This window comes from Corynebacterium sp. HMSC076C10 (assembly GCF_001812455.1).
GTDB classification, from domain to species: Bacteria; Actinomycetota; Actinomycetes; order Mycobacteriales; family Mycobacteriaceae; genus Corynebacterium; species Corynebacterium jeikeium_D.
This window is the reverse complement of sequence record NZ_KV809097.1, coordinates 42,357-55,822: the sequence shown is the minus strand read 5'-3', so window position 1 is coordinate 55,822 and position 13,466 is coordinate 42,357. Positions and strand designations below refer to the sequence as shown.

9 protein-coding genes are annotated in these 13,466 nt (G+C 59.1%); 2 read left to right on the top strand and 7 right to left on the bottom strand.

Annotation, left to right across the window (positions count from 1 at the left end):
- Window positions 1-12 precede the first annotated feature (12 nt).
- The 5 genes from HMPREF2857_RS02635 to glf all read right to left on the bottom strand — a co-directional run bounded on the left by HMPREF2857_RS02635 (window position 13) and on the right by glf (window position 6,206).
- Window positions 13-603 carry a phosphatase PAP2 family protein gene (locus HMPREF2857_RS02635; RefSeq protein ID WP_049190962.1) on the bottom strand — a complete coding sequence of 197 codons (591 nt, stop codon included), beginning with the start codon at window positions 601-603 and terminating at the stop codon, window positions 13-15.
- Window positions 587-2,647 carry a glycosyltransferase gene (locus HMPREF2857_RS02630; protein ID WP_070642618.1) on the bottom strand — a complete coding sequence of 687 codons (2,061 nt, stop codon included), beginning with the start codon at window positions 2,645-2,647 and terminating at the stop codon, window positions 587-589. Before HMPREF2857_RS02630 ends, HMPREF2857_RS02635 begins: the two co-directional genes overlap by 17 nt.
- 200 nt (window positions 2,648-2,847) lie before the next feature.
- Entirely contained in the window at window positions 2,848-3,861 is a 1,014-nt protein-coding gene (locus HMPREF2857_RS02625) for an alpha/beta hydrolase (protein ID WP_049193148.1), read from the bottom strand.
- Window positions 3,862-4,043: 182 nt separating this feature from the next.
- A complete protein-coding gene (locus HMPREF2857_RS02620; RefSeq protein WP_049193198.1) occupies window positions 4,044-4,916 on the bottom strand; it encodes an EamA family transporter in 873 nt (290 codons plus the stop codon).
- A 93-nt stretch (window positions 4,917-5,009) separates the two neighbouring features.
- On the bottom strand, window positions 5,010-6,206 hold the full coding sequence (gene glf, locus HMPREF2857_RS02615; protein WP_042388989.1) for a UDP-galactopyranose mutase: 1,197 nt from the start codon (window positions 6,204-6,206) through the stop codon (window positions 5,010-5,012).
- Window positions 6,207-6,535: 329 nt separating this feature from the next.
- Between glf and HMPREF2857_RS02610 the strand changes: the two genes are divergently transcribed.
- Both HMPREF2857_RS02610 and HMPREF2857_RS02605 read left to right on the top strand, forming a co-directional pair.
- A complete protein-coding gene (locus tag HMPREF2857_RS02610) occupies window positions 6,536-8,041 on the top strand; it encodes an N-acetylmuramoyl-L-alanine amidase (RefSeq protein WP_070642615.1) in 1,506 nt (501 codons plus the stop codon).
- An 85-nt stretch (window positions 8,042-8,126) separates the two neighbouring features.
- Window positions 8,127-10,550: an N-acetylmuramoyl-L-alanine amidase gene (locus HMPREF2857_RS02605; RefSeq protein WP_070642613.1), complete on the top strand. Its 2,424-nt coding sequence runs from the start codon at window positions 8,127-8,129 to the stop codon at window positions 10,548-10,550.
- Between the two features lie 53 nt (window positions 10,551-10,603).
- Here the strand turns inward: HMPREF2857_RS02605 and HMPREF2857_RS02600 are convergent, their stop codons facing one another.
- A complete protein-coding gene (locus HMPREF2857_RS02600) occupies window positions 10,604-11,437 on the bottom strand; it encodes a Cof-type HAD-IIB family hydrolase (RefSeq protein WP_016421653.1) in 834 nt (277 codons plus the stop codon).
- Window positions 11,438-11,443: 6 nt separating this feature from the next.
- Window positions 11,444-13,093 carry a 1-acyl-sn-glycerol-3-phosphate acyltransferase gene (locus HMPREF2857_RS02595; RefSeq protein WP_049171833.1) on the bottom strand — a complete coding sequence of 550 codons (1,650 nt, stop codon included), beginning with the start codon at window positions 13,091-13,093 and terminating at the stop codon, window positions 11,444-11,446.
- Window positions 13,094-13,466: the final 373 nt, after the last annotated feature.

Genomic DNA, 13,466 nt, shown 5'->3' with positions numbered 1-13,466 from the left:
TCTCCGCCTGTGTCACTGTGCATTCCTTTCCGCAATGGAGGGCTGTCCACCCTGGTTATGCTGCGCCTTTTTCGGCTCGATGACCTTATCACCTATCTTGTCCACCGCAAGAGCAGTGGCTGTACCCAGCGCTGCTCCGAGAGCGACATCGGTTGGGTAATGAACTCCCAGCACCAGGCGGGAGAGCATAATCGCCGGCACGCCCACGGCCGGTGCTGCCGGGTAACCCAACTTTGCAATCCCCACCAGCGCCGCCGTCGTCGACGTCGCGTGCGAGGACGGGAAACTCAGCTTGCTTGGCGTACCAACGCCGATTGCTATACGACGGTCATGGGGACGCGGGCGACGGACAATGCGCTTAAGCACCACCGATGCCGCATGCGAGGTAAAGGCGGCCACACCGACCTTTGCCCAGCTAATGCGTCGCTCCTTATCCACCGCCGCCCCGAGGGCAGCGAGCCCCATCCACCCAAGGGCGTGCTCACCGAAATAGCTCATGGCACGCGCGGTGGGCAGCACACCCGGGACGTCGTTAAGCGTGTGCTGAATATTAACGAGAACGTCGGACTCGCCGAACGGATCGCCTTTAATTTTCGAAGACATTCGCCCAGGCCTTCCTACTGGTCAGATCGTCATAGGCTGCGCGGTAGCGTGCCTGCATTTGCTCGAACCGCTCCTCAACCTGCTTTTGCAGCTCCCAGGATTCTTCCAGCAGAGCCTTGGCCTTGTCGCGGTCACGCTGGCGATACACCACGCCACGGCCATCAGCGGTGGTGACCGTTGCGCCATCCAGACGCGACAGGGAGAACCAACGAGCCTCCAGCGGCGCCAGGTTTGCCTGCGGCACCGCATGGTGCTCGGAGTTTTCCGGGCGCACGCTGTGCAGCAGACCCTTGGCCAGCCAACCGACCTTCTTCAGCTTGCCCAGACGACCACCGACATCCTTTGTCGGAACCCCCGGAATACCGGAGGGCTTTGGCAGATCGCCTGCGCTCGGCAGCACAACCGCGTCGGGGAAGCTCTTGCGCAGGGCATTGATGCGCGGCAGCGAGGACTCGAGAATATCGAACAGGTGCTCCGGGCCTGCCAGGAAGTCCTTCATGGCTTCGTTCTGGATGGCAACAGTGGAGTACTCCAGGCACAGAAGGTGCTTGAAAGTGGCCTTGCGCATGGAACGCACGATACCGGCAGCATCGCCCTCGTGCTGAAGAGCCGCGACAATCAAGCGGTTGCGCAGGTGGAAGTACGCCTGCCAATCAATCGCATCGTCTTTGTCCGACCAGGCCATATGCCAAATTGCGACGCCCGGCCACGTGGCCGTCGGAAAGCCTGCCTTACCTGCGCGCAAACCGTATTCGGCATCGTCCCACTTAATAAACAGCGGCAGTGGCTGACCGATTGTCTCAGCGGCGACGCGCGGAATCAGGCACATCCACCAGCCGTTGAACTCAACATCGATGCGACGGTGAAGATCCTTCGAATCGACAACCTCACCGGTTGCGTTAGTGCCGTGCTCCCCGCGATCGCGCAGTGGGTGCGCATAAAAGTCGTGGTCATAGTGGACGTGCGGAGCGGAAGTCCACATGAAGTCATGGCGGCCGATGACTTCACCCATCGAGTGCAAGTGGCTGCGCTCCTGCAGGTTCAGCATCTGACCGCCGACCAGCATCGGGGACTTCGCGAACCGGCCGACAGCGACCGCACGCAGAATGGAATCCGGTTCGATGGCGATGTCGTCATCCATGTAGAGGATGAACGGGCTATCGGTCGCACGCTTCGAATCCGAATCCGGACCGCCCAGGGCCTCATACATAATGCGGGAGTACCCGCCGGAACCCCCGAGATTTCCCTGCGGGAAAATACGCAGGCGGTCACCAAAGTGCTCGGCGACAGCATCAAAGCCCGGCTCGTCTGCCGGGTGCTTGGTGCCCTGGTCAGGCATCAAAACAGCATCGATGATGGCATCGACCTCAGGATCCGAGGACAGCGCCTCAAGAGCAGCAACTGCGTCGGTCGGGCGATTGAACGTCGGGATACCGATAGTGACGCGCCCCTCCGGCGCCGGATGCTCCGTGCCGTCCGGGTACGTCTGGCTCGGCGCCTCGATATCGGAGTACCAACCTGCGGAGTGGATTACCACGTCCGTCTCACAGGTGAGGTCAAACCAAATCCAGCCGCCGTCTTCAAATTGCGTCAGCGGTACTGGGATTTCGCAGACGTGCACATCCTTGCCGTCCACCTTGGCTTCTGCACCTTCAGCCGCCGCACCCAGATCACCGACAACTTCGCCGGTCACGGCGATACGCGCACCGTCAATCTTCGAACGGTAAATGTCCACGCGCGCAGTACCGGACAGTTCCAGGCGCAGGACAACATTGTCCAGATTCGTCCACCGGCGCCAGTAGCTGGCCGGAAAAGCATTGAAGTAGGTTTCAAAACTAACTTCATCACCCGCCGGAATGGTGGCTGACGTGCGCGAATGCGCTTGCACACGACCGGCATTAGTCTCCGGCTCAACCAAGTAGAGCGAGCGGACATCACGGGGCTCACCCAACTTTGGCAGCAAAATCCGCTGCAGGCGTTCAACGGCAAGGCTTGACGACGTTGTCGGGGTATGTGTCCGCTTTTGTTCAGGCTGTGATGCCATGAGACGTATCAACCACTTTCCGAAAGGTCTACCGGGGATGTTGCCGCCGATAAGTTACCGACGTTTCTATCTCATAGCATCCTAGTGCCCGTGGCGGATTGCCTCTTGTTGCCACGCTAGCGACAGCCCAGAATGTGAAAGCCCCTACGCGCTGCGGACTATCTGCTGCGCATAGGGGCTTTTTCGTTCAGGCTCTAGTTTTAAGCTCCGAGGAAACCTTCGATGCGGGCCTTGGAGTTCTGGAGGTTGCGATCCCAGGTTGGCCAATCGTGGATACCGGTCTGCTCGTATTCAAACGTGGCATCCAGACCGGAGGTACGAGCACGCAACTCAAACTCGCGGGTGGACAAGCGGGACAGCGACTCCAGCGCAACGCCACCGGCCTTCGGGACGACACGATAGAGGTTCTTCGGGTCACGAACCTCATCCGGAACACCATTTGCCGAGGTAATAACCAGATCCAGCCCCTTCATCTTCTCGACGTTCAGGTACGGATCATTGCGGACACGCTCCGCTGACATAGGCGCACCCCACATGTCGAACGAGCTGTAGCCAGCCGACAGCTGAGCAGCCTCAATTGCAGTAGTCATACCCGGCGCAGTGGTGTGCAGGTAACCGGAGAAGGCAAGAGCCTGACCGAACTGGTCTCGGTGGTTGTATGCCAGCGACAGTGCAGCAGATGCACCCATGGACAGACCTGCAATGGAGTTACCAGTGCGAGAAATGCCGAACTCACGCTCAAGGTAAACCGGCAATTCCTGAGTCAGGAAAGTCTCCCACATGTTTACAAACGGACCGTGCACACTAACCGACGGACGCTTCCAGTCGGTGTAGAAGCTACCGCCGCCACCACCTGGAATAACCAGGTTGACGTTGGATCCCTCAAAAGTACGTGGGGCGTTACCGTGCTCCACCCAGTCAGAGGCATCAGCCGGGCTACGCAGGCCATCTAGCAGATAGAGAGCCTTGTTACCGCCATTGGCAGAGGCCACAATCTGAACCGGAATATTACGATCCATGGCCGGCGAATAAACCTGGCACTTCTGGGTGAAGTACTGGTACGAATCCCACTCACAACCCGGACGCAGCGAGCCTCGGTCACCCGCCGCGCTCGCGGCCGGCGCCATGGTCAATGCAGACGCAGCCACAGCTACTACGGACGCAACGGCTGCAACCTTTCGGCGCCAACCACGGAAAGTAGAGGTGATTTTCACGTGTGCATTCTCCTCACAATGTGCGATTCCCCACGGCCGGTGGGAACTATCAGGCGTGTTTCCGCTTCAGGGAATTACCTTAAGAAACAGTAAATCTTCGACAAACTTACCCGCATTCACTGTCGTTTTCCAGCAGAACACGTCGAGACCCCACTTTTCGGCGGGTTCTGGTATCCGCATTTTTACTGCGCAAGCCCCCGCAGCTCGCGCGACTCCCGCGCCCCGCGCCAGGTAATAATCGCGCCAGCCGCCGCGATTAGCACGATGCCCAGCGCCATGGACCAAGTCACTCGGTCACCGGAAAACGCCCAGCCCAGGATTGCACCGATGACCGGGTCCAGCGCGAAGAGCGTGCCGACGACCGCCGCTGAGACAATCCCCGCAGCGATGGTGTCCATCATGTAGGGAATAACAGCACCAATGAACCCAGAAACAACGATGGTGACCCACATCGAACCGTCGACAAGCGGTGCAGCGGAAACAGAAAATGGCGCGAGCACGATTGCTGCGACGACCACTGACAGCGCCAGATCCGGCATGCCGCCGCCCTCGGAACTGCCCATTCGGGCGGAGAAGAGCGTGTAAGCGCCGAAGAAGATCGCGCCGATTGCGGCGTAACCAATGCCGATAGGGTCCAGGTCATTGGAGGGCTGGGCAATCAGTGCAACGCCGATGAAAGCGACGATGGCCCACAGGCGGGAACGCCACATTTTCAGTCCCAGGAAAGACACGACGCAGGGGCCGAGGAAGTCGATGGTGACGGCGACACCCTGTGGGAGGCGGGCGATGGCGGCGTATATCATCATGCTCATCATGCCCATGGCGATGCCGTAGACCACGATGTTGATGGCGCGAACGCGGGTCATTCCGGACAGTTTTGGTCGGAACAGAACCACCATAATGATGGCGGCGGCGGTCATGCGCAGGCCTGATATGCCCGGCGCACCGACCGTGGAAAGCATGCCAGTGACCAGCACGGCTGCAGCCTGGGTACCAAGAGAACCGATAAGAACCAGAATGACAGGCGCCACCGGCAGGGTGAGAAACTTGTTCACACGCTGCAGCAATAACCCCTGGTGGGGAACTTCGGTTTGGCTTTTCTCACGCGACACTCGCGCAATACTAGCGCGGGAGCCGCAAGCGGCAAATTAGTGCCCGCGCTCCTGCTCGATTGCTTCGCCGTCGTTGAAGAACGGCGCAATCTTGTTGTCGAACATCGACAGTGCGGAGCCGATGGCCATGTGCATGTCCAGGTACTGGTAGGTGCCCAGACGACCACCGAAGAGAACCTTGTTCTCCTGCGCTTCTGCGGCGGCGAGCTTGCGGTATGCCTCCAGCATCTCGCGGTCTTCCGGGGTGTTGATCGGGTAGTAGACCTCGTCGCCATCGTCGGCGAAGCGGGAGTATTCCTTAACAATTACCGTCTTGTCCTTGACGTAATCGCGCTCCGGGTGGAAGTGGCGGAACTCGTGGATACGGGTGTACGGCACATCCGCGTCGTTGTAATTCATCACTGGAGTGCCCTGGAAGTCGCCGGTGTTGACAACCTCCATCTCGAAGTCCAGCGTGCGCCAACCCAGCTTGCCCTCTGCGTAGTCGAAGTAGCGGTCCAGCGGGCCGGTGTAGACGACCGGGGCGTCTGGGGAGACAGCGCGGAGTTCGTCGCGCACCTCAAACCAGTCGGCATCGACAACGACGTCAATCTTGTCGGAGGTCACCATGTTTTCCAGCCAGGCGGTGTAGCCGTCGACAGGCAGACCTTCGTAGGTGTCGTTGAAGTAGCGGTTATTAAAGGTGTAGCGAACAGGCAGGCGGGTGATGTTGCCGGCCGGCAGGTTCTTCGGGTCGGTCTGCCACTGCTTGGCGGTGTAGTGCTTGACAAATGCCTCGTACAGCGGGCGACCAATCAGGGAGATTGCCTTTTCCTCAAGGTTCTTCGCGTCACGCGGATCCAGACCATCGGTCTGGTCCTTAATCAGCTGGCGCGCCTCGTCCGGGCTGTAGTACTTGCCGAAGAACTGGTTGATCAGCCCCAGCCCCATCGGGAACTGGTATGCGGTGCCCTTGTACATAGCGAACACGCGGTGCTGGTAGTCGGTGAAGTCAGTGAACTGGTTGACGTAGTCCCACACCCTCTTATTAGAGGTATGGAACAGGTGCGCACCGTACTTGTGCACCTCGATGCCAGTCTCCGGCTCTGCCTCCGAGTAGGCGTTGCCGCCGATGTGGTTGCGGCGTTCGACAACGAGCACGCGCTTACCCAGCTCAGTGGCGGTCCGCTCAGCAACGGTCAAACCGAAGAAACCCGAACCGACCACGATGAGGTCGTAGGTGTTGTCCTTGATGTCCTGTAGGGACTTCGGAGCAAATTCATTGGCAGTGGTGTTCTTTTCGCTACTCACGCCTTAAAACCTATTGCATTTCCATCCGGTTTGCGGGTGTACACGCGGGCTTTACGACGTCCACGTGAGCCCAGCCCAACGTTCGTTTGGTCACATTATTTGATAATTTTCCCAAAATTAACGAGGAAACACAGATGTCTCACTAGATTTTTTTAGTCACACTGGTAACATCCTCCTCAGAATTTTCTGTTGCTTTGCAACTTTCCTTCCTTTCGACCCCGGGTAGACCTCGGGTCGATAACCCTGTACCCCATTTTTTTGGAGCTTTTACCGTGCCAACTCGCCGTCGCATCAATGCCCCGTCGATGGGCCGTCGCACCTTCCTCTATGGACTGGCAGCTACTACTGCCGCAGCTCCGCTAGCAACATGGGGTATTCGCCAGGCCCCTACCCTGGTTGAAAGCCCAGGCGTAGGCCCCATCGCGGCCAAGATCTCGACATCGCCGCTGGTTGACGCTGTCACGATGATGATTGACGACGCAGCCGTCGGCACGCATGCCATTACCGATGCCCTGCACCCGCTTCGCGGATTCGTAAAGGACATCACCCGCGACGAACCGTTCTCCCAGTTCGCCCTGACCTGGCCGGGCGATGACAATCTGCAGCTCTACGTTCGCGCCGAGCGCGAAGACGGCAGCTTTGGCCCGTGGTTCCACGCTGATTCACACGGTCCGATGAATAACTCCGGGCAGTCCGGCACCGAGCTGCTGTTCGTTGAGCCCACCCGTCGCGTGCAGGTGTCGACTGTCGGCCTGAACCTCCTCGAAGGCCTGGATCCCCGCAACATCATTGGTATCGACAACCTTGACCCCGCCACTATCGGCGGTTCCCTGCAGGACCTCGTCAGCGCTACGGCCGCGTTGTCCCTCAACGCCGTCCAGGCAGTTTTCATCGACGGCGTAGAGCAGGCCGGCGAGGTTATTCAGCCAGTTGCATACGAGTCGTCGATTTCCGGTGCGCCAAATGTAATCAGCCGTGCAGCGTGGGGCGCAGATGAGTCCATCCGCAGCGGTTCGAGCTCCTACAGCACTTTCAAGGGCGCGTGCATCCACCACACCGCGGGTTCCAATAACTACTCAGAGTCCCAGGGGCCAGCCATTGTCCGTGGCATTTATGCTTACCACGCAAATACGCTGGGCTGGGGCGATATTGGCTACAACGCGTTGGTCGATAAGTACGGCAACATCTACGAGGGCCGCTACGGCGGCCTGGACAAGAACATCGAGGGCGCACACGCAGGTGGCTTCAACAACGGCACCTTCGGTATCTCGGTGATGGGCAATCACGACCAGCTGGAGATTCCGGATGCGGCCGTCACCGCACTCGGCGAGATGGTCGGCTGGCGCATGAAGGTCGGCGGCGTCGATCCGATGTCCACCGCCGCACTGACCAGCGCCGGCTACTCGAAGGCACGCTACAGCTCCGGCCAGACCGTGAACCTCCCGGCCATCTTCGGTCACCGCGACACCGGCTACACCTCCTGCCCGGGCAACTTCGGCTACCAGCAGATGGATGCCATCCGCGCTGCAGCCAAAGCCAAGTTTGATGGTGCCGGTGGAGCGGATATTGCCGACCGCTCGACGGATCCGAACAACCAGGACGGAGAGGCCGCCAGCATTCCGCCGATTCCGGGCGCCGGCGAGTCGGGCGACAACGGCGGTTCCCTCGGAAACGTGGAAACGCCCACGCCAGGCGAGGTTGTTGGTGAGTTTCTAACTGAATCCCTGCCAACCAACCCTGCCGAAGCTACGCAGGCCTGGTTCGCACCTCAGAACTAAGTCCCCCGCTTATCCAATCCAGGCATAACCACATCACATTTGTGGTGTAACACCAGATTTTCGTAATCACCCAGGAGTTATTACCGTGTTTAGTCGCCGCCGCATCAATCGCCGCGCAGGTGCCAAGCAATCCTTGGTACTCGCTGCCGTGGCGACCCTTGCCCTGACACCCGTTGCCGTTGTCGGCGCAGGTGCCGCTTATGACCTCATCGAGGAAAACGGCGCCGGCCCCATCGACCCGGTTGTCCAGAGCAAGTCGCTTGCAGACAGCGTCTCCGTTCTCGTCGAAGATGCAGCAATCGCAACGCAGTCGCTTGCCGACGAAGCTCATCCCAACCGCGGTGTCGTCAAGGAAATTACCTCCGATACTGAGTTTTCCCAGTTTGCGCTGACGTGGGCCGGTGACCCTGATATCGCCAGCTTCGTCCGCGCCGAGCGAGCAGACGGCTCCTGGTCCGACTGGTTCAGCGTTGACCCGGACTACCCCGCTGAAGGCAATGGCAACGGCCTGAACGGAACGGAGCTCATCTACATCGAGCCAACCAAGCGCGTTCAGGTTTCCACCCACGGACTTAACATCTTCGGTCCGGGTTCCGGCGTGGATCTGAAGGACATCAAGGGCGCTGAGAAGCTGGATCTATCCAAGCTCAACCTCGACGAGATTAATGCCGAGGGCGCCAAGAAGGCCGTGGAGGATGCAAAGGATTCCGCTACGGATGCGGCCAAGGATGTCGCCGAGGCCGCTTCCGACTACCAGCAGACTCCGGATGCAGCTCCTGGGGACGCACTCGATGACCCGACTGCTCCGAGCGCTAACGACGCTGCAGATCTGGACTCGCCGAACCTCCCAGTGAAGTGGACGGACATCGAACCGGTCGCCGATGAACTGCCGATCGACCAGGTCGACGCAGTGCTAATCGACGGCCAGGCTGCTGCATCCGGCATCGACCCAATTGTCGATGCCAAGAATGTCACGGGCATGCCGAAGGTCATTACCCGTGCCGGCTGGGGAGCCAACGAAAATAGCCGCTGTAAGGGCGCGGACTACGACAGCAAGCTTGTCGGTGCCACCGTGCACCACACTGCCGGTTCAAACAACTACACCGAGGGCCAGTCCGCTGGTATCGTCCGCGGCATTTACCAGTACCACGCACAGACTCTGGGCTGGTGCGACATCGGATACAACGCCCTTGTCGACAAGTACGGCAACATCTACGAGGGCCGCTACGGTGGGCTAGATAAGAATGTCCAGGGCGCACACGCAGGTGGCTTCAACACCGGTACTTTCGGCATCTCCATGATGGGTAACTACTCTTCGGTTGCTCCCAGTGAGGCTGCACTGAACTCGGTGGGCAATATGATTGGTTGGCGCCTGAAGGTCGCCGGCATTAAGCCGACCGGCCAGATCCAGATGACCTCGGGTGGCACCAGCTACTCCAAGTACGGATACGGTCAGCAGGTCACTCTGCCGACAATCTTCGCGCACCGCGACGTTGGTAACACCACCTGCCCAGGTGATGCTGGCTACGCCCAGATGAGCAAGATCCGCTCGATTGCCGAGAAGAAGTACAACACACTCACCAGCGGAAAGATTGATAATGAGGGGCCTGACGGCTTGATTGATCTCCTCGTTCCGCAGGATGAAAAGGACGATAAGACCGCCGAGGACACAGACTCGCAGTCGAGCGAATCGACCGAGTCGAGCACGTCGACCTCGACCACTTCGACCACCTCGGCATCCACGGGTACGTCCACGACCTCGTCCTCCGAGAAGTCCTCGAGCGCATCGAGCACCACTTCGTCGACAACGTCGAGCTCCGACTCGACCACCTCGGGTACTTCGAATACCTCGGAGCCAACCGACGCCACGAACACCAGTGACACTGCTACGGCTGACTCCTCCGCACCGTCGGCAAGCGAGCAGAGCAACTCCTCCTCGCCGAGCGCATCCGACGAGCAGCAGAAGGCACAGGCTCTGGAGACAGTCTCGGGTGCACGTTCGATGCTGGCCTCGGCGCTGGGCATGCTCGGCGCACCGGGGCTCGGACAGACCGCCGATGCGATTCTGGGTGCCGTTGGACGCTCCATTGAAAACGGCCCATCGATTGCTGACCTGCCGGTACTGATTGACAAGATCATCACTATCAATGAGCAGAACGACCTGGCTGCCGAATGGCGCCAAGTTTCCGAGGAAATGGGCTCCGTTCTCGGTTACGCAATGTCCGGCATCCAGAGCGGTTCTACCGTAGCGAACAATGCTGGCCAGGCCGATGCCCTGCGCTACGTGAAGTTCTCCAACGGCGTAATCACCGACTCCGACACCACCGGCGCGCACGCTATCTGGGGCAAGATTGCTGATGAGTGGGCCCGCCAGGGCTTCGAGGTCGGCAAGCTGGGTGCCCCGACGAAGACCCAGGTGGTCGATGGAAACATCGAGCGCGCTGAGTTCCAGAACGGTTCAATCACCTTCGACCGCACCACCGGCGAAGTCAAGACCGAGCTGAAGTAAACGCTGTCGAGCGCTGGGTGAGCTAGCTGGCGCGAGGAAACCCTCGAGGCTAGCTAGAACCAGCGCTCCAGCACACGAGCAACACCGTCATCATCATTGGTGGCGGTGATTTCGTCTGCAATCTCCTTGACGTTGTCAGCCGCATTGCCCATGGCCACACCCGTGCCCGCCCACGACAGCATCTCGATATCGTTCGGCATGTCACCGAAGCAGACCACATCTTTCGCGGTCGCTCCGACCAGTTCAGACACGTATTCCAGCCCGGCGCGCTTAGTCACGCCCGGCGCGGACACCTCCAACAGCCCGTCCGGCATGGAGTAGGTCACGTGCGCCAAGCTCGCGTCAATTGCGGGAGTGACCAGCTCATATAGCTGGGCACTGTTCACATCTGAGTTTCGCAGCAAGAGTTTCGTCGCGGGTTCTGACAACACGGCCTCTTCAGCAAGCTCACCGTGCTCATCCGATTCCCACGCATGGTCATAGGACGGCGCCACCACAAAAAGCTCATCGATGGCATCATTCGCCGACGTCCCAGCGCGCTCTGCCGCAATGCCGATTCCACCGATGGATCGCGCCGCTTCGCGCGCATGCTTGACGACGTATCGCAGCGTCTCCGGCTTCAGTGTGTTGGCGGCAACCACTTCATCACGGCCGGAGTCGTAAATCACGGCGCCATTGGCACACACGCACAACGGCTGAACCGGCAGCTGCTCGAGCACTGGTTGCAACCACCGAGCCGGCCTTCCCGTGGCCAGCACCAACGGGGTTCCGCGGCGTAGCATTCGCGTGACGGCCTGTCGCAGGCGGGGAGTTACCCGCTCCCGCGAGTCGATGAACGTCCCGTCAATATCCGAAGCTACGAGTAGTGGATGTAGTCTCTCGGTCACTTCGAACTACTTGCCGTCCTCACTGTTGTCATCTTCACCGTCATCGCAGAACCGGTCGTGCAACAACTGCAGCGTTGCGGCTACTCCCCCATGCTCGACCGTGTCGATTACCCAATCCGCGTTCTTCAGCAGGGACCAGTCCGCATCGGCCATAACTACCGGCATGCCGACACGCTGTGTGGCTTCCTCAAAGTTCGAGCGACCGGCAAAAAGAATCGCGGTTTCTTCCTTGCGAGCCTGCTTGCGCAGCGTGCTAACCACCGCATTTGTGACGTCCAGTTTGCTGGCGCCCTCCGGGAGTTCCACGACCTGCAGGTCAACCGACTCCAAAGCCGATAGATTCGGCTTATCTCCCGGTTCGTGCAGAACAACGATTGTGGCTCCGGCATCGCCGAGCTGCTGCAAGGCCTTCATGTTTTCTTCGCTGATATTGCCCGCGTCGTCGGCAAGCGATGCGGGGTAATCGAAGATAAACGTCTCCGGCTGAGCGGTGATGAGCCTGTTCAAGCGCTGCGGAAGCTTGTCGCGAATCATCATCGACTGGCCGATAAGACGGTAAACGGTCTGCTGCGTCTGCTCGACACCGGAGGCGGAGGCCTTCTCTAGCTGCACGTACGCTTCGCGGAACGTCACGCGCATCGAATCCGTGGCCGTACGCACGGACTCCTTGCTCTCCTTAGCACCGGCGACAACATCATCAGCCATCTGTTCCACAGACTGACGGAACTGCGCCAACAAGGCGGTCGTCTGTTCCCTTCGGCGAGCAGACTCCGCGCTCATCGTTTGCGAGGCATCGAGGAACTGCTGCCTGGTCTGATCGCCGAACTCACGCGCACTATCGCCGAACTCACGTGCCGACTCGGCTAGCTTTTCCTTGAATGCGGCCAGATCACCGCGCAAATGACGGATACGCTGACGCTCTTCTTCGACTTTCAGGTCCTCTGCCTGGGCCTCTTCGAAAGTCGGTGCGCCGCCGCCAAGGCGAGCCGGTACCCAGTAGGCGCCCTTCGGCAGGGGACCTTCTTCAGCTGCGTACTCGTCCCAGAGCTGACGGACACCCTGATCCATGATTTCGTGTAGCTTTTCGGTGGCTTCTGCCGGATCGCCCTCCGGGGTCCACGGCGGCAAAACCGTAATATGAATCGGAGTATTGCTGCGGCCGAGATGCTTGGGGTGCCCCTTCGTCCACACGCGCTGGGATCCCACAATCAGCACTGGGATGATGGGCTTGCCGGTGCGCTGCGCCATACGCACCGCACCGGACTTCAGATTCTTGACTTCAAAGCTGCGAGAGATAGTCGACTCCGGGAAGATGCCTACCAACTCGTCGTTTTCCAGCTTTGCGCAGGCCTCTTCGAAAGACTTGGAGCCGTCGGTGCGATCGACCGGAATGTGTTTACAAGCACGCATGATTGGTCCTGCGATCGAATGGTCGAAGACTTCCTTCTTCGCCATAAAACGGACAAAACGGCGGTGCTTGCGGAATGGAAGACCGACATAGGTGAAGTCCATGTATCCGGTGTGGTTAGTAACGAGAACGGCGCCAGAGTCTTTCGGCACGTTTTCCCAGCCCTTAACGGTGAACTTCAAACCTTGGGCAAAGAAGACGGTGCGCGCCAATCCGATAATCGTTAAGTACACAGGATCCTTGAACATGGCCTTTACTCTACAATCTTTCGCACCCCTTAGCGGGGCGATATGTACTGGTATCTGAGACCCATGAATAAATGTCGTTACAGGCCCATGTCTTTGTGTAAAACCAGGTACATCCCCCTTGCACGTACTGCGCACCTGTCATACAGTCCCGGTACACCCCATAGTCGCTTTTACCACCCCCGTTATGAGGTGGGCTCCGCTGGTGGGTATTCATTCTAAAAGTAGTAAACCTCTATTAACATACCTATCTACCTGCGGAAAACCAGACAACATTTTGGGGCGGGTTTCCTTGGCTTTTTGACCCATTGTTTATATCTACGTAACCGTAAGTTACCGCTTACAAGTAAGCCGAGTTTTGGTAACCTGAGCCGTG